Origin of the sequence: Lactobacillus sp. 3B(2020) (genome assembly GCF_013487845.1) — a bacterium.
GTDB lineage: Bacteria > Bacillota > Bacilli > Lactobacillales > Lactobacillaceae > Limosilactobacillus > Limosilactobacillus alvi.
In genome coordinates, this window is record NZ_CP047410.1 from 1,155,820 (window position 1) to 1,180,703 (window position 24,884).

Sequence of the window (24,884 nt, forward strand, 5' to 3'; positions counted from 1 at the left end):
ACTAAAGCCGTTCTCAATTAGGATCACTCCTAACCATGAACGGCTTTTAGAAATACATTAATCTTCAGTATAGTAAAGCAGGCAACAAGCTCCCATTCCAGTATGAGTTGCAATAATCGGCACCGTTTCCCGGACTACAACTGGGACATTTGGGAATAATTCCTTTAGCTGCCCGAGGAGACGGTTAACCTCACTATCAGCTTGGACATGCGAAATCCCGATTCCCTTAACTTTCTTACCCTTCATCTGGTCAAGAATCTTGGCCCACTCTTTATGGATGGCTTTAATTCCCCGTCCCTTCATTGCAACGTGAATTTCACCGCCATAAACTTCAAGCATCAACTTAATATTTAGAAGACTTGAAAGGGTGCCAGCAAACTTGTTAATGCGACCACCAGCAACTAAATTATCCAAATTATCAATTGCTAGGTAAAGCTTGGAATGATCATAAACTTCTTTCATCTTTACAACTGCATCTTCAACGGTTCCACCGTTTTCAATTACCTTCGCAGCTGCTAAAATTTGAAAGGCCATACACCGATCGGTTGTGTGACAATCAACCACCGTCACCTTCGTTTTTGTCATCTGCGTAGCTTGTTCAGCTGCATGGACCGTTCCGGAAATTGATTCCATCATGGTAACGCAGAGAACTTCACTGCCGTCAGCCCCCAATTCATCAAAAGTATCAACAAATTTGCCAATTGGTGGTTGCGAAGTTTTTGGGAGTGACTTTGCGTTTTTCATCATTTCAGGGAACTGCTCATTCGTAATTGTTTCTCGTTCGACATAAACTGTCCCATCAATCATTACTGAAAGCGGAATAATTGTAATCCCGTATTTTTGAATCTCCTCATCAGTCAAACCGGCCGATGAATCACAAGCAATTTTAATCTTTGCCATAAGAAGATACCACACTTCCTCCAGATTTTGGTATAATGAATATGGTTTTCAAAACTAGATCTTAGATTCTTTAGAACCATTTATCAAATTCAATCATACCGCGAGTTGATTCTAGTATATCAAATCTGAGTTCAAAATTCATTTTAATTTTATCAAGGAGGGTTCCGATAGTGAAAACTGAGGAAACAGAACTTTCGTTACCGATGGAGATTGGCAATGCTATTTCACATGGGGTAGCAACTGGACTTGCAATCGCTGGACTTGTTGTGTTAATGGTTCATGCTGCTCACCTTGGCCAAGCAATGCGAATCGTAACCGATGCTATTTACGGTAGTATTTTAGTCCTCTTTTTCTTATCTTCAACTTTATTTCATTCTCTAATTTATACACGGGCCCGGCATGTTTTTAGGGTATTTGACCATGCGATGATCTTTTTGCTCATTGCGGCTTCATACACTCCAATTAGCTTGGTTACCATCGGCGGATGGCAAGGGTGGACGCTTTTTGGCTTTGAATGGGCACTGGCAATTGCCGGTGTGGTTTATAAGAGTATTTGGTTAAAACAGAAAAGTGTGTGGTCCACCATTGTCTACGTTTTAATGGGTTGGGTTTGCGTCACCTGTTTTCCAATTTTATGGCACACTCTTCCTCACCCCGGTTTTTACCTCTTACTTACTGGCGGGATTATTTACACCCTTGGCGCAGGAGTTTACCTCTTTAAAATCTCCTCAGCCCATTTTATCTGGCATTTCTTTGTCATCGCTGGCTCAGCATGCATCTATTTTACTATTTTGCTGTACGTTTAATGACGTTGCCAAATTTCAAACCAATAAACGGTTTCCCCTTCTATTTGAGGAGCCGTTTTTTCAATACAATCGAATTTTTTATAATCAACTAAGGCCATCTTGGTATCACCTTGATGATCCCCTTTAATGACCGTTCGATAGAGGCGGTCCGCTAACGGCATTAACTGGTCATAAATCCGGGCCCCACCAATAACAAACGCCTCCTCATCCGTTTGCTTTGCTAGCCATTCTTTAAGAGCTTCGAGTGAATGGACAACCACTACGCCAGGTACGCTAAGCTCCTGATGAGTCAAAACAACGTTAGTCCGTTTTGGAAGGGGCCGGTCACCAAGAGAAGCAAAGGTTGTTCTTCCCATGATGATCGGATGACCCATCGTCACTTGCTTAAAATGCTTAAGATCCGCCGAAAGATGCCAGGGCATCGTTTGATCTTTACCGATCCACCCCATCTCATCTTCGGCCCAAATTAATGAAAGTTTCATTTGTTTTCCCTCTATACAGCAACTGGGGCCTTAATTGGGCCTTCATGTTCATAATCCGCTAACTTAATATCGGCAGGATCATACTCTTCCAGTGGTTTTGTTTTGGTAGGCAAAACCAATTTTGGTGCCGCATGAATTGGTCGACTAAGTTGTTCCTTAACTTGTTCAAAGTGGTTGGAGTAAATATGAGCATCCCCCAAAGTATGCACAAATTCCCCAACTTCAAGGTTACATTCCTTAGCGATTAATTGGGTCAAAAGGGCGTAAGAAGCAATGTTAAATGGTACTCCAAGAAAAATATCAGCACTTCGTTGATAGAGCTGACAAGAAAGCTTCCCATCATTTACATAAAACTGGAATAAGGTGTGACATGGGGGTAATGCTGCTGAAGGAACGTCTTCTGGATTCCAAGCTGTCACAATCAACCGCCGTGAATTCGGCGTTGTCTTGATGGCTTCGATCACGTGCTTAATTTGGTCGATGGTTTCTCCCTGCCTGGTTTGCCAATGTCGCCATTGACCCCCGTAAACATTACCAAGGTCTCCGTACTTTTGCGCAAATTCATCATCATTAAGAATCCGTTCACAAAAAGCCTTCTTTTCAGCTAGATAAAGCTTCTTAAATTCTGGATCAACTAACCACCGATGACCAAAATCAGTCATGTCTGGACCATGATATTCGTCACTTTCAACCCACTTTTTAAAAGCCCATTCATCCCAGATGTGGTTTTTGTGTTGCAGAAGGAAGCGAATATTAGTATCACCACGAAGGAACCAAAGAAGTTCACTCTTAACCAACCCAAAAGCAACCTTTTTGGTAGTTAAAATTGGAAAACCCTTTTGTAAGTCAAAACGCATTTGGTAACCAAAAATCGAGCGCGTCCCTGTCCCCGTCCGGTCTCCCTTTTCATGACCATGCTCCAGAACATAGCGAGCTAAATCAAGATATTGTTGTTCATTTTCGTTTACTACCATTTTTTCTTCCTCCTAGTCAACATAATTACTGAGATATTCCCAACGGGCTGTCTTTTCGTCATATTGCGTATTGACTTCGTTTAATTGCTTTTGTAACTTTGCTAATTTTTCGTAATTATCGCCACTGGTATTCATTTCACTTTCGATCGCTTGCCGTTTTTCGTCTAAAGCTTCTAGCTCACCATCGATCTTCTCCCACTCGAGTTGTTCGGCGTAGGTTAACTTTTTCTTTTCAGCTGGTGCTTGGTCTTGCTCCTTGGAACTAGCTGATTTACTTTCCTTTGGCTTTGAACTTTCAGAATGCTCTTTTGCCGCTTCTTGATCAAGATAATCCGTAAATCTACCCGTATACCGTTCAATGGCGGCATTTCCCTTGAAAATCAAGAGTTGATCAGCAACCCGATTTAAGAAGTAGCGGTCGTGAGAAACGGTAATCACCGTTCCAGGAAATTGATCAAGATAATTTTCGAGAACCGTTAATGTTGAGATATCAAGATCGTTGGTGGGTTCGTCGAGTAAAAGCACATTTGGCGATTGCATCAGAATCTTCAAAAGGTAAAGCCGCCGTTGTTCACCACCAGAAAGTTTACGGATTAAGGTTCCATGCATAAACCGAGGAAAAAGAAATTGTTCCAATAAATTAGCAACACTAATCCGTTCCCCGGCTTGGTTAACCACTGATTCGGCGACTTCACTTAGGTAATTAATGACCCTTTTATCTTGGTCGATTCCTTCAGTCTGTTGCGTATAATAACCAATCTTGACGGTTTCCCCAACCTTCAAAATTCCTTGATCTAGTTTTTGGCGACCAGCTAAAACATTCAAAAGGCTCGTTTTCCCGGCTCCATTTTGACCAGTAATTCCAATCCGATCACCACCTTGGATTAACCAATTAAAGTTTTTCAGAATCTGATGATCGTCGTATGCTAAACTACCATCTTTAATTTCAAGCACATCTTTCCCTAACCGGGCGGCACCGAGCGAAATATTAACGTCCTGATCAACCTGGACCTTCCCAATTGAATTCTTTAGTTCGTTGAAACGGTTAATCCGCCCCTTTTGTTTTGTACTCCGGGCCTTGGCACCATGACGCATCCATTCAAGTTCATGTTTGTATAAAGATTGCCGTTTTTTCTCAGCTTCACCTTCTAATTCAACCCGTTCTGCTTTTTGTTGAACAAAGGCTTGATAATTCCCGTCGTAATGGAAAAGCCGGCCAAAGGAAAGTTCCCAAATATGGTTAGTGACGTTATCAAGGAAGTAACGATCGTGAGTAACCACGAGAACAGCTCCTTTGTATGATGCTAAGTAATCTTGCAACCACACAATTGAAGAAAGATCCAAGTGATTGGTAGGTTCATCAAGCATTAATAAGTCTGGTTGTTGAATTAAAATCTGGGCTAGGCCAACCCGTTTCTTTTGACCTCCAGAAAGCTGCCCAATCTTTTGACTCCAATCGTCAATCATTAACTTCGTCAAAATTGTCTTGACTTGGCTATCCGCCTCCCAAAGGTCTTGGGTGTCCATGATTCCTTGTAGTTTGGTAAATCGATCAGCGGCTTGGGGGTCTTCGGGATGTTGACTATAAGTTGCCAAAGCTTGTTCGTACTGGCGAATGGTCTGAAACATTGGTTGTTCCCCACTTAAAACCGCCTCAATAATTTGCTTATTATCATCTAATTCTGGTGTTTGTTTCAAGTAGCCAATTGTATAATCATTTGGCTTAGTGATTTCTCCATGGTCAGCACTGGTTAAACCAGCTAAAACATTTAATAAACTAGTTTTTCCACTCCCGTTGGTCCCAATCAAACCAATTCGATCATGTTCATTGATCATTAAGGAAATGTCCTTAAAGAGCGTTTTTTCACCATAAGTACTCGTTAAGTTGTCTGCTCGAAAAGTTCGCATTGGTATAACGTTACTCCATTTCTTCTGTAAATTTCTTGGCTGCTGATGTTAAATCAGCTAAATTATTTTCAACCGTTCCCATAATAACCGCTGTTTGAAGGCGTTGTAATAATTTTCCCATCGTCGGTCCAGGTTTCACTACCCCATCATCAATTAGCATCTTACCGTTAATTGCTAATTGGTGGGAGTCTTGAATTGGTAGGGTTTGATACTCTTTTTGAAGTTGAACTGCATCGACTGGAATTTTTAAGACTTTGGCAGCTTCCAGCGCGGTATCAAGTGCTGCTTTACCGGCATTGAACAAAGCCAAATTATCAACTTGATCACCGGCAATCGCCGCTAAGAGTTTCAGGCTTTTTTGAACAGCCTTAATCATTTGATTAGAGAGTTTCCAAGCCTTTAAAAATTTACCTACCGTTTGAGAATTTAAGCCAAGGGTCCAAGTTAAAACTGTCCATGCCCCGGCACTCGATTGCAGTGGCCAATTAGCGGCTTCAAGCTTTTCTAAGGCTATTTGGTGATCTTTCAATCCCGGACAATATTGATAAAGGCCGGTTGAAATTAACCCGGCTAACCCCCGAGCTGGATTTTGCCCCAATAGCAGTTTTTCAAATTCCACTTGGACCCGTTCAACGGCAATCTTCGCTAATAGCGGAGCATGATCCTTAATCCCAGCAAGCGTTTGCGGATCAATTGTAAAATCTAATTTACTAGCAAAACGAACCGCCCGCATCATCCGAAGAGCATCTTCTAAGAAACGCTCATTTGGATCACCGACTGCTCGGATCAAATGTCGTTTCAAATCACCTTGACCATCGAATAAGTCAACAACCGCACCATTTTCTTTCATTGCTAAAGCATTTATCGTGAAGTCCCGCCGTTTCAGATCTTCTTCGAGCGAACGAACAAAAGTTACGGAATCTGGACGCCGATAATCTTGGTATCCCGATTCTGTTCGAAAAGTTGTCGTTTCATAACCAGTCCCATGATCTAGAATCATCACCGTTCCGTGCTCGATTCCGGTATCAACTGTCCGTTTAAAAAGCTGTTTTACTTCTGCTGGATATGCTGAAGTGGCAATATCAATATCGTGGATTGGATCATTTAAGATGGTATCGCGCACACATCCACCAACAAAATAAGCTTCAAAGCCAGCCTTTTCAATCGTTGCTAAGATTGGACGGGCTGGTTCAAAAATCGCTGGTAAATGTTGAACCCGAAAACTTTCACTTGGCATTTTAATCATCCTTCTTTTTCGTATCTGTTTCATTTTACCAAATTTTATCAACATATTTGGCTGGTTTGCTTAAATTTCTTGGTTTAGTTTTTATGTTGTGATAAAGTTAAAGTAAATATTTGATAACTACTAAAGGAATGATAATGATGGATTACCCTTACCAAACTGCCTTTGAAGCTAATTTACGTGAGCAAGGACTAGCGCCCTCCACAATTCAGGGTTATCACGATAATTTAACGCGCTTCTTTGCTTTTCTAGCCGACCAAAAAGATGATGAACCTAACGTCAAAGAAATTACGGAAGCCGATTTACGGGCTTTTTTCAATGCTCTTCAAGCCGAAATCGGCATTACCCTCAGTACTTATAACAAACTTCTTTCTTATTTAAATCGTTACTTTCGTTACCTGCTAATGCACCAGTTGATTACTACTTACCCAACCCTTCCCCTCCACGGAGCCTTACCAAAAGTTGAACAACCATTAACAATTCGATGGATTAAACATCTAGATGATCTCTTAGCCAATGATGAACTCCATTTTTATGTGCGGCTAACCCTCTTGCTAACTGCTCATGGTTATCAAGTTAGTGAATTCTTACAACCAGGATTTGGCGAAACCTTTGCCAAATTGGATGGCCGGACCAAAGCAGAAAGAGACTTCTTAGTTGCATTTAAAGCTTTTTGGCAACCATTAGCCGAAAAGCAGGCTTGCCATGATCCTTTTTTAAAACTCCGCGTCAACCAAGCCCAGCCGCGCCTTAGTAATGCTGGCTTGCATAAATTTTTAAAACCCGCTGAAGCAGAATTAGGGATGCGCTTAGCGCCCCGCTTTCTTTTTCAAAGTTATGTATACTATATTCTCGAAACCCAGCCAAAGCTCAGCGAACGGGAATTAGAGGCAAAACTTCATCTTGACCCAACCGCACTTAATTATTACCAACACCAACACATTATTTTAAAAGCTCAAGGGCGTGTCCAAGAATAAAAATGAGTCTACAATCATAGAGAGGCCGATTCTAATGAATCAACCTTCGTCCTTCTTATCCCAACCAGGCCGTCAAGGAGCTTTTTTCCCAACCTCTCTTTCGTTTCGTGCACTCGCTCCGCTCACGCACTCAACTAGGTCTAAAGACATTAATAAAAGAACTCCTCAATCGAGGAGTTCGCTAGTAAGGTTAGCACACTCATTTGTGTGCTTAATAACTTTTATCAATGTCAGTCTATGTAGACAAAAAAGAGCTACTTGGCTCTTCCAAATCCTAGTGACGTACTTAGAAGTACGCTTAATATTTCTATCACTGTAGGATTTTACTCGGTGTAGTATACAACTACCCGCACCTATATCATAATGGAGATCATTCAAAATGTCACCTGGTAACCTTTTAAATATACAATTATTCCTTTTCCTAAAGTAATTCAAACTACAACCAGGTTGGTGAACAAAGAAGTAACAAAGATTAGCCAATATATCGGCAGTTTGTACAGGTCTAACTTTTTCGAAGCTACAATAGGTTACTTTTACTTTAGAACTTTGATTGTGGAAAATTGGCTCAAAAAAGCCAACCATTCACGCAGACAAGTTGGCTTGTATCTGTCAAGGTTTTGGGGCAGTCGGTATATACGCACTTTTAGAGTCTTAAATTTTTTACTAATTGGCCAAGTGGTCTACTTGTTGCTTCATCCAGATAAATCCGTCCTTGTTTAGCTCCACAAGAAGCTTGTGCTGGGCTTTACAAAAAACATCTCGGATGGGAAAATCAGCGTCAATGAAGGCTTTTTGTACAGTTTCGCCTAAAACTTCTTAACAACCTCAAATACATCATACATGGCAATCCCTCCCTCGCTAATAGAATATTATTTAGCTCAGTCTTTCATCAATCATCTTGCGTAGCTCTTTTAAGTCGTCATCAGTAGCTAAGTCACGGATAAATTTACGAGCGTATGAGCGGTAACGATATATACGGTTCTTATCCTTATTCTTATCGTCCCACTTCTTCTTTGCTCGCTTCTGTGCATTGCTAACCAAGATTATCGACCTTTCTTTGTTAATATGGTATACTGTATATGCAAAAGGACAAGAGCCGCTAACCTCTCGTCCCTTTGCGTTCCGGAAATAGATTTGCCAGCTAGTCGCTACTTGCGATTAGCTTTTTTTATTATCGCGTAAGCTTTTGCGAAGTTAATCGCAGCTACCGACAATAGCCAAATTGTCAGTGCGATAATCGGCAACCTCTTTCCGGAGATTCTCATTATCCATCAGATCATCCCCTTTCCGGATTTAGGGAATCACTTCCGGAACGCTGTAGCTTATTGATAAGGTCGCGACTCCTCATCTCATCTACGCCGTTTATTATACCTTATTAACATATAAAGATCCATAGTGATTTCTACTTATTTTTATAATTTTGCTCATTAACCCTTGATTTGACAGTTTTTTCCGTTCGCTATTATTCGTTTTCTTACGATGAATCTTTTCAAAATGATGTTCAGCTTGAATTATCATGTAATGATCGTAACTCTTAGTTTATTTTCGTTGATATATCAACGCTTTTAGCTATTTATATTGATACATAATATAATCATTAATTGTGAAACAATTGATTTCAGAATGCCGCTATCGTATTTACAGAAAAAGCAACCACGTGGTACCGTGATTGCTCTCAGTGTTAGTTTTGTATTGCTGTGCATTTTGGCTGTGTCTTGCTATTGCAAGGCTTTTTTTATTTTACCGGTGAGATATTACCCAACAGATTGCAATGACAACTGAACTCACCATAGTTGTAAAGAACACAAAATACAGCAAATAAATTATTCCAATTCACATAGATTTATGGAAAGGACAATTTGTAGCCCGTTCCATCTGCATCTCATTTGTTTTTTCATTTCAACCTAAAATAAAAGGTACTGCTAGGATTTTACCCCTATCAGTACCCAATATTATAGCGTCGTTCTTAACAGCATGTGACTTTAGTTAGTGTTTTCGGGTTAGCTTTCTTCCGAAGCCAAGAAGCACACTCAGCGAGGCGAAGATCAAACCAACCACGGTAAGCTTAACCTGGGGATTGTTGCCCGTTTGCGGTAAGCCGTTAACTGGCTTTGAATTACCAGTCTGATCGGCTACAAGATCATCACTTACTTCAAGTCCCGTTATCTCTGGTGTGGCATCCATAACTGGTTGCCCTGCGCTCTGCGCAATTTGGTTAGCTCCCTTGCCCGTTGCGGATTGTTTTTGGTCAACCCCTGACTGATGCGCCATCCCATCTTGATTTGGCTTCGTTGGTTCCGGTGTAGTTGCATTATCAGTTGGGGCGGCTTGACCATTCGGGTTAGTGGTTGCTGACTGGTCCTTAGCTGCTACCTTGATCATTACCGCTGGGTTATCCGCAGCATTAAAAGTGTAAGTTGCCGGCACCGTCCCGACGAGCTGATAACCCGTTGGAGCGCTTGGCATAATCGCAACCGTTTCCCCAGTCTTTCCGTTTAAGCTAGTCGTCGCAATTACCGCCCCCGTAGTTTGATCAACATATTGGATGATTGTTGCTTGCGGGATAGCTTGGTAAGTTACTGACAAGGTTTGATTATCAGTTAGCGCAGTAACCGCTTGTTTTGGTGCTTGGGTCAAACTAGGCGCAAAACCAGGTATTGTTGGAATTTGGTAGGCCGTCCATGTTGCCGTACTCCACGGTCCAAACGTTTCTTCACCAGTTACCTGGTCCGTGGTTTTGATCCGCGTTAAGGTGACGACTTGCGGGACCGCTTGCTCACGGTGATCCGGGAAAGTCAGCTTAATCGTCCGGGTAACGGTTTTAGTCTCGGCACTAGCCTGGGTTTGGTGACCAAGCTTGATAACGATCACTTCATTTTGATCAGTAAAGGTATAACTAGTTGGCACCGTTCCTTGAACTAGATAACCTTGTGGCAGATTAATGGAGATGGCAACGGTCTCCCCAACTTTTCCTGTGAGTTCTGCCGTTTTGATGATCACTCCGGTGACCGTATCTTGATACTGGACAGTAACCACTTGGTGCGTGAGTGGCTTTTGATTAGCCGTGTAGGTAATGGTAATTTCTTGATCCGGCGTCGTCGGCAAGATTGCTTCACTCGGCACTGTTGTTTGAGAAGCCGTGTAGTCAGCTACTACGGGAATGGTGACAGCTGCCCAATTAGCTTTACTCCAGTGTCCGGGCGTAACTTTTCCGGTAACCAGATCTTGAACATTCTCCCGCTGAATTGTCTGTTGATCTTGCATCGTGTTAGTTGTCCCGTCTGGGAAGACAATCGTAATTGTCCGGTTGGCAACGTGCGTTTCTAAAACAACTTTCGTTTGGTGTTGTAAATGAATAATAATCGGCCCATTATTCTCCGCCTTTAAAAGATAGGTATCCGGTGCCCCACCCTGGTAACGATAATTTTCTGGAATGTTTACTTTGACTGCCACTACTTGCCCGGTCTGACCGGCCAAGTTTTCGGTCTGCACGGTCTTGCCAGTTTGATCATCAACGTAAACCAAGGTGACGCTCTGCGGGGCGGCCGTGTAAGTGATAGTTGCCACGACATCACCTTCTTGGGGGAAGACCGCCACTTGCGGAATTAATGGCGTGGAGGCAACATAACCTGGAATTTCAGGAGCTTGAAAGGCCGCCCATTCCCCATTTTGCCGGTCCTCCTGCGTTGTGCGTCCCGTTGCTTCATCATAAACTTCGGTCCACTTTGGATTCGTAACTTGAGTGATCGTATCACGATGCCCATCCGGATAGTTCACATAAATCGTTCGAGTCGCTTCACCGACTACTTGCTTAGTCCGCTTGTGGTGCTTAACCTGAATCCGAATTGGGTCATTATTTTCAAGCTTAAACGTGTAGGTACTTGGAACGGTTCCAACTAAATCAAAGTATGCTGGGACACTAATTGGAACTTTAACCGTTTCACCCATCGTTCCTTGAAGGGTATTTACTCGCACCACTGAATTATCATTATCAACATCTTGATACCAAACTTCAACGGTTTGTTGCTTAAGCTGATAAGCCACGTTAACCGTCTGATCGGCAGTCGTCGGCGTTACCACAACCGCTGGTAGCGAAGTTAGGTTGGCTTCATAGCCAGGAATTTCGGGAATGGTGTAAGCTGACCATGCGGCTACTTGATCAACCTGCCAATCACCTTCCGTAGTTACTTTGGTCACTAAGTCTTGATGATCAGTTCGCTTAAACGTAACGGTTTGCTTAACCACCCGTTGCTGTTGGTCGGGCATTGCAATGTTAATGGTCCGCGTAACCGCTTTTGTCTTCACAATTTCGCTAATTTGATGTTTCAAGTAAATCCTAATTGGGAGGTTGTGCGTACTAAAGGTATAGGTTGGAACCGCAGCTGCCGGATTTTCGACAATGTAGTTAGTCGGCGTCTGATAGTGAACTTCAACGGTTTGCCCCGTTACGCCTGACAAAGGAAGCGTCAAAACAACCGGCTTAGCCGGTGCACTTTGATCATTATCGATGTACTCAATGTAACTCGTCTGCGGATTAGCTTCATACCTGATCATAACTGTCTGATCTTCCATGGTATGGTCGACCGTTGAAGCTACTACTTGATCTAAGTTAGCCGTATAACCATCAAGCTTGGGAACTTGGTAGGCCGGCCATTCTCCGGTTGTCCAAGCCTCAGTAGTCTTGCCCGTTACCAAGTCAGTATCCTTAGTTAAGGTTAAGGTAACCTTTTGTTGTTGCTGGGTCTTGGTATTCGTCCGCGGATCTAGCAATTCCAGCTGGCGCGTTATCGTTTTAGTTGCTTGCGCTTGTTGGTGCTTGTGGGTTAAGTGGATCGCTAACGGTTGATTATCGGTGGCTTTAAAAGTGTATGAAGTTGGCACGTTGCCCACTAATTGATAATTAGTCGGTACATCAATTGTCACCGCAACCGTTTCATCAACTTTCCCTTTCAAGGATGTTACTTTTACCAGTTGGCCATTCTGGTCATCGTCAAGATAACGAATTTCCGTTGTTTGCGGAGTTTCTTGAGCAATTGCCGTGTAAGTCACAGCCACCGTAATTGGTGCGGTGGTGTAATCAACAGCAACTTCATCAATCGCCTCAACCACTTGTCCATTCACCATAATTACCGGCGTATAGCCGACGAAGGCTGGTACCTGGAAAGCCGCTAGCCTGCCGGTACTCCAATCGCCGTATGTCGTGTGACCGGTTACTAAATCGGTGGTACCCTGCCGGGTCAAGGTTACGGTCTGTTGCTCCGTGGTCACCTCACCCGTCTGTGGATTGGTAATGTTAATCTTACGGGTGATGTCCTGCTGATCAGTACTTTGCTTCGTATCATGTTTTAACCGCACCGTAACTGACTGCTTGTCACTGGTAAAAGTATACTCGGCTGGGACTTGGTCTAGTGCCACATAGCCCGTTGGTACCTCATTTGGGACAGTGACTTTTTCACCAACTTTGCCGCGGACAGTTGTCGTATGCACCACTTGACTGTCATTATCGACATCAACATAATTCAGCGTAAATGTTTGCTGGGTCGTTGGCATCTGGGTAGTCGATAAAACGTTGGCAAAAATAGCACTTGGCTTTGCTTGCGCTACTAATTTTGCCGATGCATCTTGACCATCGCTTTTTCCATCATTAATGTTTAGATTTTGCACATAAGCCAAACTCAATTTATTGAATAGTGGTTTGCTCAAATTGATAATCGTATGGTTTTGTCCATCCAAGCGGCCACTAAAAGTCCCTAGAGTTGTATAAGCCGACGAATTTGGCTTAACTTGGCTAAAATCGAGATCTTGCTTGATCACGATATCGGCATAGGGATCTTGATTTATGGCGTTAATTAATTCTTGGGCCGTATTAACAGTCACTTGATATGAATTATTAACTAAGTCCCCGGTAAAGTCGTTAGTAACCCGCTTAAGCATGTAGTAGAGATTCCGGCGGAGCTGATTAGTTTCCGGCAGGTTGTTGAATTGCCGGTTGTTTTTATCGTTCTGCATTGCTTGAACAAATTTATTAATCAGCACTTCCTCGTCCAAGCCCAAGGATGGATTATCAAGCATCGCCTGCGTAGCCTGATAACGTTGTTCCTTAAACTTGGCGAAGGTCATGGTCGGGTCACCAGTGATTTCCCGCAGTAATTCTAAATCAGTGCGGTTACCGGTGATAACCTTTAACATCCCATCTTGATAACCGGCTTCACCCGCCATTTGATAAGCCATATACTGTACGGCCAATGAATCAGCAACCCCCGCGTCGTAATGACCTTCATACCAGTTGGCATCATAAATACTTGGCGATGAGTAGTCATTGCGCTTAACGGCCGTTATCCGGTCTTCTCCTGGATACATCCCCAATTTATCATTGATCAAATCGGCCAGCGAGGTTGGCTTCTGAATTATCCCCGCGTACTTCGCTGGTGATAACCGTTCAAAGACCCGGACCTTCCCCGGATCATTAGGATCATAACTCGGTGTATTTCCAGAATTAAGGCGGCCAACAAAGCTTTGCGTTGTTTGATCAAGCTTGAGGAAGGCTTGTCCTTGTAAGTAATCAAGCAGATCCAGAACTTGAAATAGCTTATGATAAAAGTCTTGGAATTTTTCGGGTGAGTTAACCCGTTCAGGGGTCCAATTCGTGGAGATTAATTTACTTTTATCAAAGTTGGCGCTCAAGTTAACATCTAAATTGCCATCCGTAAAGTACTGCTCGAACATCCCAATCGCAAAAGTTTCAGCTCCGGCATTGGCCCGCCGACCTAAGCCGTTCATCAGCACCGATTGGTCAATCACATGGGTGTATTCATGGCTATATAAACGACCGCTATCCAAAAGGTGGGCCTTTACGATAAATAGATCTCGCCCATTAGAAAAGGCCGAAGCACTACTTTGCACAATAATGTTTGCCAGATTATAAAAATTCCGAATTGTGGGATCAGTGGCGGTTGTGGCGGTCTGGCTCCCGTTAGAGTCAACTGACATCCCAATTTTACTCTTAATTGCACTCACAGATGGCGGGTTGATCTTAGTCCAGGTATTGAAATAGGATCGCATTCCGCTCGCCCAATTTTGAATTTTTTGCTTAAATTTTGCTTTACTCTCCGCACTAAAGTCACTCGTGTAATTAGCCATTGAACCAACTACCAGTTGCATTGGAATCCCAGCAAGATACGTGTGTTCATTGCCCTTGGTTAACAGGGGTAAAATAATGTTGCCATTATTAACTCGTTTGGCATTCGCCCAGGCTGAAAAATCCAACCCGGCTAATGATTCGATTGGGGCAGTATCAACCACCACACCCGCAAAGGTGTCAGCAAACCACTGATTATATTTCCCTTGATATTGGGGATCAAATTGGTCTATCCACGCTTCAATCGTGGTTGGTAAATCTTTGGTATTCAGGAGTGGCGCTAACTTTTGGTTAAAGAAGGTGGCACTATTGTTTCCACTAAGTAATTGCTTGCTGGTCTGATTGGCCTAGGATTGAATTGCCGCCAGCAGGTCCGCAGCTGTGGCGGTACTGCCAATTTTTCGCCGATCACGCAAGATGAGATCCCGAACGTTGACACTCCCAATGGTAAAGTTGTATAGGCGATCAAAGTAATTCAGCGTCATAGCTAAATCGGTCGGATCAATCGTTGTCTGATCAATGCTGTCATCACTGCCTAAAAACGCTTGGGCCAAGGCTACTTTTTGGTCATTACTCATTTGGGACCAGTTATCGCTCAAGACCACATTGGTTCCGGTGTTTACGGGGTACTTCGTTTGTAAGTCATTTGTGGTAACGGCTAGTAGTTTTTGCTCTAGGTCACTGCTTAAAGCTTGGGGAGCGTGGTTGCTTGCGGTGGCCTTCAAGGCTTGACTGGGTTGAGCACTCACAAGCCCATTTGGCGTCGCTGAAGCCTGATTTTCAGACTGAGGAACCTGATTACTACTCAAGGCCGTGGTGGTACCGTCACTAGCTGTGGCTTTTTCAGTTTGAACATTTGATTCATCATTGGCTGATACCGCACTAGCACTAAGGGCATAATTACTGGTAGCTGAAGTTTTGCCATCGCGATTAGCATCTGAATTCACAACTGCAGCATTTGGAGTTTGGGCGGCTTGTGAGTTCGTTATGGTGTCAGCCTTAGCGACGGTGGTGGTAGTAACCAGTGCCCCGGTCGCAAGCATGGCTGTTACCCATAGTTTTCCCGATTTGTATAACTTATAGTGTTCCTTGTAATGGTTAAGCATTTGAAATACCTCATTAGAAGATTTTGTATGTTTAAATTATCGCCTAAAAGGTACCAATAAAGCTAGTAAAACGATTGCAAAATTTAATAATTATGGAGAATAACTGGTGGGGTAAAATGTCTAATTTGAAAATTGGTGGCAAAAAAAGAGCCGATCAAATAACTGAGCGACTCTTTCTGGTTATAACGGCCTCCAGAATTTTTTACTCTAAGCTAGCCAAAGGTCCTACCGTCGTTTCCATCGCAGCTAAATATATAACAATTAAGCTAAGTGGTTAATCATAGTCATTAATTTTTAAATCATTTAAATGAATTTTCGATCCTCAATCCGATTATAATACCCCCACATACGTAGGGAAAAATTTTGTTAAACGATTAATCTGGCTTGCTTCCTAGCAACACCCCCACTTGCGTAGGGAAAACAAGAAACAAATGCCTATCTCATCGCATTTCTATTTTATCACATTTTACATTCCATAAAGAACATCTCTTCTTAACGCATATACTGAAGTAAGTGAATCATAACTGCTAATCCCACATCATTAAACTACTACTGCACAATTTAGAACAACCTCAACGCCTAAATCGTGGTCAACAAGTGACTTTTTTTCACCTTCTAAACTCTCCTAATTCTCTTTGCCGTCGGTAAAAGTTTACTTGGTAAAATCATGATAGTCGGAATAATAATTTGTACTTGTACTAAGATACCGATTAACTAAATTCCGATGTAAATTTTCTAACTTACTTTCTTACTTCTCCAACTTTCCGAGCTAATATAGCAAGCTTAATCCTACATTTTGGGCTAACAAAAAAGAGGGCGATTATCTAGTAACTTTTAAACCACCCTCGATACCTAGACCAATTACCACTTGCGCCTAATTATTAGTCTTCATCCTTAATCGCTAAATATTTCAAAACTGTACTCAAAGTAAAGCCATCAACTATTTGATTGTTTCTAACTAACATTAATAACTCTGACAAACTAAATAATTTGTAGCCAGTGATCTGCTCCGACCGTTGTACGACCAAACCATTAAGTGAGCCCAAATCAGCTAAATAACACCGAATATGAGATTCAATTAAACCTGAATCTGGCATCACTTCGCCCAAAAAAGTTAACTTTGTCGGTCGTAAATTTAACTCCTCGTTTAACTCGCGGTGGGCCGCCAAAGTAAACTTCTCGTTTAACTCAGTAAAGCCACGAGGAACCTCATAATGAACTTGTCCATCAACTCGTAGATGCTCTAGTAAAAGAAACTGATTATTAAACCGAGGTAAAATAACAACTCCACCGGTAAGCTGGGTTAACTTTAAAGCCCTTTTGCTTCCGGTGAGTTGATAATAATTATTTTTCCAATCCATCGTTATAATCTTCTTGATCCATCTTTCCCAACTTTACCATTATAATCAAAACTCAAAATCCAAGTGTTGTAAGTTTCGCCTTGCTTTAACTTCTTCGCTAAGTAAATTTGTGATCCATACAGAATTAGTGAGAAGGCAACTAAAAAAATTAACACCTGTTCAGAAATGGGTAGCGACCAATTAAAGTATCCAATAATACCAAAAATCGGTAAACAGACTAGAAAGACAATACCGGTATAAACCATATTATCAGTGGAACCAAAAGCGTATTTCCGCAAAAGAATCCAGGGATTATTCCGATGTTCAACCCCGCCATTTAATGAATCTTCCATGATCGCTTTCATCTGAACTTGTAACTCATCAACGGTTTCAAAGCGTTTTTGATTAGCAATTGCCCAGTTAATAGTATAAATAGCTCCTAAATATTGGGTATGCCAACTACGTAAGTCAGCTAAAATCAAAATTACAATCCCGCCAGCAATCATCAAGGTAGCATAAATAATTAATACTGTTGGTCGCCCAAGAAAATCACGCTTTAAGTAGTTAAGGTTAGTTAAAATAAACGAAAGAACAACCACATAAAATGAAACTACCTGGTCCCGTTTCTTCCCCTGTTCCAAGAGATGAGTATTACACTGACCATATACTTGCATGAGATAGTCAAGAAATAATTTTTTATCTTCTGTCAATTTTGTTCACCACCAAGCCTTTCATTTAATTATACTGTAAGCGATAAGTATCCGCACGTATTGACAGAATCAAAAACTAGTATGTCACTTTCCCATCAGTACCAAATATTGTAGAATCATTAGTGACAATCCTTTGAAAATATGTCATAATATGTATGTATAGTTTCGAGGTTCCACACATAATTGAACCTTCTATGCCAAGCTCCCTTCAGTTTTCTAGAGCTTGGTTTTTTGTTTATCACATAAAGAACGTATGTTCAAATTCTGGGCTCTTCGTCAACTGGTACTGATAGAATTTTTAAGGCTAAATTGGTCTAGTTTAGGCTGCCCAACGTGGGTGGCCTTTTTTGTCCCTCAATTTAATCTTAAAATGCGGGTTCTTGGCGACTAAGAGAATTCTTAAACGGAAGTTGTAGAAACTTCGATAGCCAAAGGCGATACGTTTAATTACTTTGATGAGGTTATTAGTTCCTTCGAGAGGACCATTACTGTAGAAAGTTTCAAAGCTACGCTTAATTTCGTTCTGATGGTTACGTAAGGTTCTTTGGGTCTTGCACAAAGGTTGTGGTAAGGCAGTCAACTTTATCGTTAATAGTGCCTCTAAGCTCTTAATACTACGATTGTGCATGGCGTGAAGTAAGGCTTGGTAATAGTTGTAAGCTCCTAGAAGTTCCTCACTGGCATTTGTTAAACGATCAGTTAATTCTACTTCGGTTAACTGTGCACCGCCAAAGACGCGGTAGCGCCGGAAACTTTGCCAATCAAGATCTGTCCGATCTTTTAGCACATAGCGCCAATAACGCTTAAGCGCTCTTGATAAAGCAGGGTTAGACTCCTTAACCGCCTTCATCGTTTGAATCCGGATTTGATTTACTGCCCGGTATGCTTGGGCAATGATATGAAATCGGTCGGCGACAATAAGGGCATTGGGAAATAGATCACGGACAATCGTCCGATATGGCTGATACAAGTCGACAATGACAAGTTTGACTTTGGCTCGGGCATGAAAGTCATACCGATAGAAATACTTCCTAAGCGCGTAGCTATTTCTTGACTCAATAATATCCAGTAATTCATGTGTTTGCGGGTTCATCAGTGCCATACTCATTTGAGTTGCGGCGAATTTACCTGAACTAAAGTCATCAAAAGCAATTACTGGTGGTAAAAATTTATAATTCGCCTTAAACTGAGGTGCTAGTTGCGGGAAAAGCCGATTTACTGTTCCTTCGGAAATGTGCAGGTTGGCAGAAATATCTTTAACGGAGCGTTTTTCTGTTAGGGCCAGAAGCGCCTGTTGTTTCACTTTATCAAGAATCTGATGATTCTTATCAATTCCGTGAATCCGTGCAAGGTCAGTAGTTAATACGGGACACCCTTCCTGTCGCGGACAAATGTATTTCTGCTTTTCAACTACTAGAATTGTTGGCAACCCCGCAATATCAAGTCCTTTCAAATAAACGGTTTTAAAACCATTCTTTCGCATTAAACGCCCACAATGTGGACAAGCTGAAGGATATGATTGTCGTAAGTAAACTTCATTGTGCGTCATTCGTTCAAATTGATGGTGAACTGATTGTGAGCTGGGGACAGCTTGAATCACCTTTATCCGCTCACTATCCTTGAATTTGGGGCTAAATTTAATCAAGTTGTCTGTTAATCCCGTTAGATTTTTGATATACTCATTCATGGAGACGGTCCTTTCTTTTTGAAGAGACGGGGGACAGCCGTCTTCTTTTTTTATACATAAAATCCCCTAAATCAAAAATTGGTACTGTTAGGATTTTACGTAAGCGGTGAATAACGACACGTCTATTAATCACATGGCGAACCCCCTATACTGAAGACATCAAATCTCAGTTAGGGGGTTATCTTTGTATGGAAGAAAAACAAGACATTGTAGAAACAATTTTCAAAAGTAAGGCAACACCGACTACTAAACCGCTGAAACGATCTCATCGATCGATAGAATTAAACGTTAAACATATCCGCTTGACTCTTTTTCAAGGAGTCGACTCCGAATTAGCGGCAAAAATCATTACTACGGTGCTGGACCATGTTAGTTAATTGGACTGCCCCTGATCATGTTTACCTCGTTTGTGGTAAAACTGACCTTCGGAAAGGTATCGATGGTTTGGCAATGATCGTTGCAGAAAATTATGGACTGGATATTTACGATAATTCACTATTTTTGTTCTGTGGAACACGGAGTGATCGCTTTAAGGGATTGTACTGGGATGGTGAAGGCTTCATTTTACTCTATAAAAGGTATGAAAATGGCCACCTTCTTTGGCCGCGTCATGGTCAAGAAGCTAAGTTACTGACAAGGAGACAAATTAAGGAATTACTAGTCGGGATAAACCCGATTCCACCACGGAGCGTGAGCCCCGCTAAGCCGGGGATTTTCTATTAAATCAGGGCTTTTCTTACACCAAATTTTTGATATAATGCTGGAAGATCATATTAAGGAGGTGACGCACGATGACTCCAGCAGAAAAAGAAAATCAGGAATTGAAAGCTCGGTTAAAGAAGGCTTTGGAACGAAACGAAGAACTTGAAGAAATGGTCCGTCAACTGCAACGGATGATTTTTGGAAAAAAACTGAAAAATTTGAGACCGTTGTAAAAGGACAAGGGTCTCTATTTGATGATGAACAGTTAGCTGCCTTAGTTGATAGTGATATCGATTTGACGGAGACTGAAGTAACTGAAATTGAAGTTATTGAAAAGAAAAAGGTAGTGCGTCACCAGGAACGAAAGAATTCTCAGGGACGGGCTGCTTTTTTGGACTCTTTACCACAAATTGAGGAGCTCACCCCGCTCGAAGATACCCAATGTCCAACTTGTCAGCACGAAATGAAAAAGATTGGTAAGCGAGTAAACAGTCGTGAAGTCGAACTTATTCCACCACAACTTCGTTGTATTAACCATTGTCAGGAAACTTATAAGTGTCAAGAATGCGAGAAGAAGACTGGCGAAACGGTAATTAAAAGTAGTAAAACACCACAATTATTACTCCCCCATAGCTTAGTATCTGGTAGTATTCTGGCTGAAGTAGCTAATTATAAGTTTAATCTGGCAGTACCAATTCATCGCCAAAAGAAGATTTGGGAACGGCTGGGATTGCCAGTAAATAAATCATCACTTGTCAGAAGTGTTATTTCAGTATCAGAGACGTACCTTGAACCACTGGTTAACCTAATGACAAAGGAAATTCGTAAAGAACCGGTGGTTCATATGGATGAGACACCGATAAAAGTACTTGATGAACCAAGTCAGAGGGGCTACCTCTGGGTGATTAGAACTACCAAAGAGTTCAGTAAATATCCAATTATCCAGTTTAACTATCGTCACGGCCGGAAAGGAAAGACGGTTGAGGAGTTAGTCGGTGATGATTACCGTGGAATTATCGAATGTGACGACTATGTTGCTTATAACGAAGATAAACACGAGCAGATAAAATTTGGGGCTTGTCTCGTCCACATTCGGCGGTGGTTTATTAACATCATCAAGGACAGTAGGAAAATACTGAAAAAGTCATTAGCAATTCAAATAGTGAAGAGGATCGGTAAGATCTTTGAGATTGAACGTAAGCGGTGAACAACTGCACGTATTGACAAAATAAAGAACGGACTAAGCAATTTCTTAGCCCGTTCTTTATTGCTATTTATGGCATGCTACTTGAACCTGTTTTGCCCAAGGCAAATAAGCCGTAAGATCCTCATCAATACGGTTAGGGAGATACTTGAATAGATATCTAAAATACTCCACCACATCTAGGTTATTCTCTTTAGCTGTTTCAACTAAGGAATAATAGACCGCACAAGCTTTAGCTCCAGCTACTGACTGAGCGAATAAACTATTCTTGCGGATTATTGTTGAAAAACGAATTGATTGTTCAATGTCGTTATTACTTAATGGCACTTGACCATCTTCAAAAATCCGATATACTCGCTGCTCCAATTTTAAGGTACTTTCAATGTGGGTCCGCAACTTATTATTTGTCTTGTGAACTACCTGTTTGAGGAATTCAAAGAATTCATCAACCGCAGGTTTTAAGCGTAATATCCGTTGCTTTAACTTCTCCTCCTTGGTTTCGTACTCCAGCTGCTGTTCAATTTCAAAGATCTTACCAATCCTCTTTACTATTTGAATTGCTAATGACTTTTTCAGTATTTTCCTACTGTCCTTGATGATGTTAATAAACCACCGCCGAATGTGGACGAGACAAGCTCCAAATTTTATCTGCTCGTGTTTATCTTCGTTATAAGCGACATAGTCGTCACATTCGATAATTCCACGGTAATCATCACCGACTAACTCCTCAACCGTCTTTCCTTTCCGGCCGTGACGATAGTTAAACTGGATAATTGGATATTTACTGAACTCTTTGGTAGTTCTAATCACCCAGAGGTAGCCCCTCTGACTTGGTTCATCAAGTACTTTTATCGGTGTCTCATCCATATGAACCACCGGTTCTTTACGAATTCCCTTTGTCATTAGGTTAACCAGTGGTTCAAGGTACGTCTCTGATACTGAAATAACACTTCTGACAAGTGATGATTTATTTACTGGCAATCCCAGCCGTTCCCAAATCTTCTTTTGGCGATGAATTGGTACTGCCAGATTAAACTTATAATTAGCTACTTCAGCCAGAATACTACCAGATACTAAGCTATGGGGGAGTAATAATTGTGGTGTTTTACTACTTTTAATTACCGTTTCGCCAGTCTTCTTCTCGCATTCTTGACACTTATAAGTTTCCTGACAATGGTTAATACAACGAAGTTGTGGTGGAATAAGTTCGACTTCACGACTATTTACTCGCTTACCAATCTTGTTCATTTCGTGCTGACAAGTTGGACATTGGGTATCTTCGAGCGGGGTGAGCTCCTCAACTTGTGGTAAAGAGTCCAAAAAAGCAGCCCGTCCCTGAGAATTCTTTCGTTCCTGGTGACGCACTACCTTTTTCTTTTCAATAACTTCAATTTCAGTTACTTCAGTCTCCGTCAAGTCGATATCACTATCAACTAAGGCAGCTAACTGTTCATCATCAAATAGAGACCCTTGTCCTTTTACAACGGTCTCGAATTTTTCAGTTTTTTTTCCAAAAATCATCCGTTGCAGTTGACGGACCATTTCTTCAAGTTCTTCGTTTCGTTCCAAAGCCTTCTTTAACCGAGCTTTCAATTCCTGATTTTCTTTTTCTGCTGGAGTCATCGTGCGTCACCTCCTTAATATGATCTTCCAGCATTATATCAAAAATTTGGTGTAAGAAAAGCCCTGATTTAATAGAAAATTCCCGTCTTAGCGGGGCTCACGCTCCGTGGTGGAATCGGGTTTATCCCGACTAGTAATTCCTTAATTTGTCTCCTTGTCAGTAACTTAGCTTCTTGACCATGACGCGGCCAAAGAAGGTGGCCATTTTCATACCTTTTATAGAGTAAAATGAAGCCTTCACCATCCCAGTACAATCCCTTAAAGCGATCACTCCGTGTTCCACAGAACAAAAATAGTGAATTATCGTAAATATCCAGCCCATAATTTTCTGCAACGATCATTGCTAAACCATCGATACCTTTCCGAAGGTCAGTTTTACCACAAACGAGGTAAACATGATCAGGGGCAGTCCAATTAACTAACATGGTCCAGCACCGTAGTAATGATTTTTGCCGCTAATTCGGAGTCGACTCCTTGAAAAAGAGTCAAGCGGATATGTTTAACGTTTAATTCTATCGATCGATGAGATCGTTTCAGCGGTTTAGTAGCCGGTGTGGCCTTACTTTTGAAAATTGTTTCTACAATGTCTTGTTTTTCTTCCATACAAAGATAACCCCCTAACTGAGATTTGATGTCTTCAGTATAGGGGGTTAGCCATATGATTAATAGACGTGTCGTTATTCACCGCTTACGATTGAACAGCAGCTGGAGTACGAAACCAAGGAGGAGAAGTTAAAGCAACGGATATTACGCTTAAAACCTGCGGTTGATGAATTCTTTGAATTCCTCAAACAGGTAGTTCACAAGACAAATAATAAGTTGCGGACCCACATTGAAAGTACCTTAAAATTGGAGCAGCGAGTATACCGGATTTTTGAAGATGGTCAAGTGCCATTAAGTAATAACGACATTGAACAATCAATTCGTTTTTCAACAATAATCCGCAAGAATAGTTTATTCGCTCAGTCAGTAGCTGGAGCTAAAGCTTGTGCGGTCTATTATTCCTTAGTTGAAACAGCTAAAGAGAATGACCTAGATGTGGCGGAGTATTTTAGATATCTGTTTAAGTATCTCCCTAACCGTATTGATGAGGATCTTACGGCTTATTTGCCTTGGGCAAAACAAGTTCAAGTAGCATGCCATAAATAGCAATAAAGAACGGGCTAAGAAACGCTTAGTCCGTTCTTTATTTTGTCAATACGTGCAGTTGTTCACCGCTTACGATTTTACTCCTATCAGTACCAAATATTGTAGACCCAAATTCTGTTAACAAAAAAGGCCGGGTACTTCATTCCCACCTAGCCTTCTAAACTTTATTATTTAATCTGTCAACTTGACAGGGTACAGTACCTTTTCTATTTGAACTGTATATTCGACATGCAATAGTGCCAGTCCTCCACAAATGATTTTTTTAACTTAGTTTTACAAATCGGATAATATGTCTTCAAAAGATTGTCACTAATCCCAAAGAAATTTCTCATAAAGATGAGAGATTTCCTTTAATATTAGCCCAAAGAAAAATCCCTAAAAATAGTAACACTCTTACCAAAATCTATTCATGAAATTTTACTTTTTCATTCTATTTCACCCATCAGAAGATATGCTAACAACTAAGGATTAGTATTCAATTCCTCATGACTTAACCGTGACCCCCCTTCTACTTGATTTGCATCATACAGATCTTTTTTTATCTTAGATGAACTAATTTCTGCAGTCCTAGGTAGATACACAACGTTAACATCCTCATCAGTAAGAAAATCGAATTTTCCAGCCCAATCATCACCAATTACAAAGGTATCTATATGATATTCTTTCATATCATTTTTCTTTTGATTCCAATTTTTTTCTGGAATAACTAAATCAACATAACGAATTGCTTCAAGTAATTGTTTTCGTTGTTCATAAGAGAAATAAGTTTTCTTATGCTTTGAATTCCAGTTAAATTCATCAGTTGATAAGGCAACAATCAAATAATCTCCTAGTTCTTTTGCACGTCGCAAAAGATTAATATGACCATAATGTAATAAATCAAAAGTTCCATAAGTAATTACTCTTTTCATATTAAACTCCTTTATTAATCTTTT

At 41.2% G+C, this 24,884-nt stretch carries 22 protein-coding genes and 1 pseudogene; 7 read left to right on the forward strand and 16 right to left on the reverse strand.

The window, feature by feature from the left end:
- Positions 1 to 57: 57 nt before the first annotated feature.
- A complete protein-coding gene (locus GTO83_RS05715; RefSeq protein WP_180869590.1) occupies positions 58 to 900 on the reverse strand; it encodes a DegV family protein in 843 nt (280 codons plus the stop codon).
- A 203-nt stretch (positions 901 to 1,103) separates the two neighbouring features.
- Here GTO83_RS05715 and GTO83_RS05720 point away from each other — a divergent pair, with 203 nt between their 5' ends.
- Positions 1,104 to 1,706, forward strand: a complete 603-nt coding sequence (locus tag GTO83_RS05720) for a hemolysin III family protein (RefSeq protein ID WP_180872140.1) — start codon at positions 1,104 to 1,106, stop codon at positions 1,704 to 1,706.
- Here GTO83_RS05720 and GTO83_RS05725 read toward each other — a convergent pair.
- The 4 genes from GTO83_RS05725 to GTO83_RS05740 are packed head-to-tail and all read right to left on the reverse strand — an operon-like array spanning position 1,703 to position 6,307.
- Positions 1,703 to 2,188 (reverse strand): dihydrofolate reductase, encoded by a 486-nt coding sequence (locus tag GTO83_RS05725; RefSeq protein ID WP_180869592.1) that lies wholly within the window; start codon positions 2,186 to 2,188, stop codon positions 1,703 to 1,705. The two genes, GTO83_RS05720 and GTO83_RS05725, sit on opposite strands and share 4 nt — an antisense overlap.
- 11 nt (positions 2,189 to 2,199) lie before the next feature.
- Complete coding sequence (locus tag GTO83_RS05730; RefSeq protein WP_180869593.1) at positions 2,200 to 3,162, reverse strand: thymidylate synthase; 963 nt, start codon at positions 3,160 to 3,162, stop codon at positions 2,200 to 2,202.
- Between the two features lie 12 nt (positions 3,163 to 3,174).
- Positions 3,175 to 5,070: an ABC-F family ATP-binding cassette domain-containing protein gene (locus GTO83_RS05735; RefSeq protein WP_180869595.1), complete on the reverse strand. Its 1,896-nt coding sequence runs from the start codon at positions 5,068 to 5,070 to the stop codon at positions 3,175 to 3,177.
- Positions 5,071 to 5,080: 10 nt separating this feature from the next.
- Positions 5,081 to 6,307 (reverse strand): CCA tRNA nucleotidyltransferase, encoded by a 1,227-nt coding sequence (locus tag GTO83_RS05740; protein WP_180869597.1) that lies wholly within the window; start codon positions 6,305 to 6,307, stop codon positions 5,081 to 5,083.
- A 146-nt stretch (positions 6,308 to 6,453) separates the two neighbouring features.
- Here GTO83_RS05740 and GTO83_RS05745 point away from each other — a divergent pair, with 146 nt between their 5' ends.
- Positions 6,454 to 7,290 (forward strand): phage integrase N-terminal SAM-like domain-containing protein, encoded by an 837-nt coding sequence (locus GTO83_RS05745; RefSeq protein ID WP_255463095.1) that lies wholly within the window; start codon positions 6,454 to 6,456, stop codon positions 7,288 to 7,290.
- Positions 7,291 to 8,163: 873 nt separating this feature from the next.
- On the opposite strand, the gene GTO83_RS05750 is transcribed toward GTO83_RS05745, so the two are convergent.
- From GTO83_RS05750 to GTO83_RS05775, 7 genes and pseudogenes are all read right to left on the reverse strand, one after another.
- Complete coding sequence (locus GTO83_RS05750; protein ID WP_180869601.1) at positions 8,164 to 8,331, reverse strand: hypothetical protein; 168 nt, start codon at positions 8,329 to 8,331, stop codon at positions 8,164 to 8,166.
- A 945-nt stretch (positions 8,332 to 9,276) separates the two neighbouring features.
- The gene (locus tag GTO83_RS05755) at positions 9,277 to 13,479 is read right to left on the reverse strand and encodes a ZmpA/ZmpB/ZmpC family metallo-endopeptidase-related protein (protein WP_370524347.1); all 4,203 of its coding nucleotides are present in this window, start codon (positions 13,477 to 13,479) and stop codon (positions 9,277 to 9,279) included.
- A pseudogene (locus tag GTO83_RS10970) lies at positions 13,462 to 14,751 on the reverse strand (ZmpA/ZmpB/ZmpC family metallo-endopeptidase); the annotation flags it as partial. The gene GTO83_RS05755 and the pseudogene GTO83_RS10970, both read right to left, overlap by 18 nt.
- Before the next feature lie 24 nt (positions 14,752 to 14,775).
- On the reverse strand, positions 14,776 to 15,534 hold the full coding sequence (locus GTO83_RS05760) for a KxYKxGKxW signal peptide domain-containing protein (protein ID WP_180869605.1): 759 nt from the start codon (positions 15,532 to 15,534) through the stop codon (positions 14,776 to 14,778).
- A gap of 881 nt (positions 15,535 to 16,415) precedes the next feature.
- Positions 16,416 to 16,895 (reverse strand): NUDIX hydrolase, encoded by a 480-nt coding sequence (locus GTO83_RS05765; RefSeq protein WP_180869606.1) that lies wholly within the window; start codon positions 16,893 to 16,895, stop codon positions 16,416 to 16,418.
- A gap of 2 nt (positions 16,896 to 16,897) precedes the next feature.
- Positions 16,898 to 17,584, reverse strand: coding sequence for a hypothetical protein (locus GTO83_RS05770; RefSeq protein ID WP_180869608.1), 687 nt, complete (start codon positions 17,582 to 17,584; stop codon positions 16,898 to 16,900).
- Between the two features lie 319 nt (positions 17,585 to 17,903).
- The gene (locus GTO83_RS05775; protein ID WP_180869610.1) at positions 17,904 to 19,271 is read right to left on the reverse strand and encodes an ISL3 family transposase; all 1,368 of its coding nucleotides are present in this window, start codon (positions 19,269 to 19,271) and stop codon (positions 17,904 to 17,906) included.
- Positions 19,272 to 19,459: 188 nt separating this feature from the next.
- On the opposite strand from GTO83_RS05775, the gene GTO83_RS05780 reads away from it, so the two are divergent.
- From GTO83_RS05780 to GTO83_RS05795, 4 genes are all read left to right on the forward strand, one after another.
- Positions 19,460 to 19,648 carry a hypothetical protein gene (locus tag GTO83_RS05780; protein WP_180869612.1) on the forward strand — a complete coding sequence of 63 codons (189 nt, stop codon included), beginning with the start codon at positions 19,460 to 19,462 and terminating at the stop codon, positions 19,646 to 19,648.
- The gene (tnpB, locus tag GTO83_RS05785; protein WP_180869613.1) at positions 19,638 to 19,994 is read left to right on the forward strand and encodes an IS66 family insertion sequence element accessory protein TnpB; all 357 of its coding nucleotides are present in this window, start codon (positions 19,638 to 19,640) and stop codon (positions 19,992 to 19,994) included. Before GTO83_RS05780 ends, tnpB (GTO83_RS05785) begins: the two co-directional genes overlap by 11 nt.
- A 68-nt stretch (positions 19,995 to 20,062) precedes the next feature.
- Positions 20,063 to 20,206, forward strand: a complete 144-nt coding sequence (locus GTO83_RS05790) for a hypothetical protein (protein ID WP_180869615.1) — start codon at positions 20,063 to 20,065, stop codon at positions 20,204 to 20,206.
- 62 nt (positions 20,207 to 20,268) lie between these two features.
- On the forward strand, positions 20,269 to 21,180 hold the full coding sequence (locus tag GTO83_RS05795) for an IS66 family transposase (RefSeq protein WP_180869616.1): 912 nt from the start codon (positions 20,269 to 20,271) through the stop codon (positions 21,178 to 21,180).
- A 63-nt stretch (positions 21,181 to 21,243) separates the two neighbouring features.
- On the opposite strand, the gene GTO83_RS05800 is transcribed toward GTO83_RS05795, so the two are convergent.
- From GTO83_RS05800 to GTO83_RS05810, 3 genes are all read right to left on the reverse strand, one after another.
- Entirely contained in the window at positions 21,244 to 22,800 is a 1,557-nt protein-coding gene (locus GTO83_RS05800; RefSeq protein ID WP_180869618.1) for an IS66 family transposase, read from the reverse strand.
- Between the two features lie 68 nt (positions 22,801 to 22,868).
- Entirely contained in the window at positions 22,869 to 23,225 is a 357-nt protein-coding gene (tnpB, locus tag GTO83_RS05805) for an IS66 family insertion sequence element accessory protein TnpB (protein WP_180869620.1), read from the reverse strand.
- Positions 23,215 to 23,403: a hypothetical protein gene (locus GTO83_RS05810; protein WP_056994980.1), complete on the reverse strand. Its 189-nt coding sequence runs from the start codon at positions 23,401 to 23,403 to the stop codon at positions 23,215 to 23,217. The genes tnpB (GTO83_RS05805) and GTO83_RS05810 overlap by 11 nt, the downstream gene beginning before the upstream one ends.
- A gap of 102 nt (positions 23,404 to 23,505) precedes the next feature.
- Between GTO83_RS05810 and GTO83_RS05815 the strand changes: the two genes are divergently transcribed.
- Positions 23,506 to 23,949, forward strand: coding sequence for a transposase (locus GTO83_RS05815; protein ID WP_370524348.1), 444 nt, complete (start codon positions 23,506 to 23,508; stop codon positions 23,947 to 23,949).
- A 461-nt stretch (positions 23,950 to 24,410) separates the two neighbouring features.
- On the opposite strand, the gene tagD is transcribed toward GTO83_RS05815, so the two are convergent.
- A complete protein-coding gene (gene tagD / locus GTO83_RS05820) occupies positions 24,411 to 24,860 on the reverse strand; it encodes a glycerol-3-phosphate cytidylyltransferase (protein ID WP_180869624.1) in 450 nt (149 codons plus the stop codon).
- Positions 24,861 to 24,884: the final 24 nt, after the last annotated feature.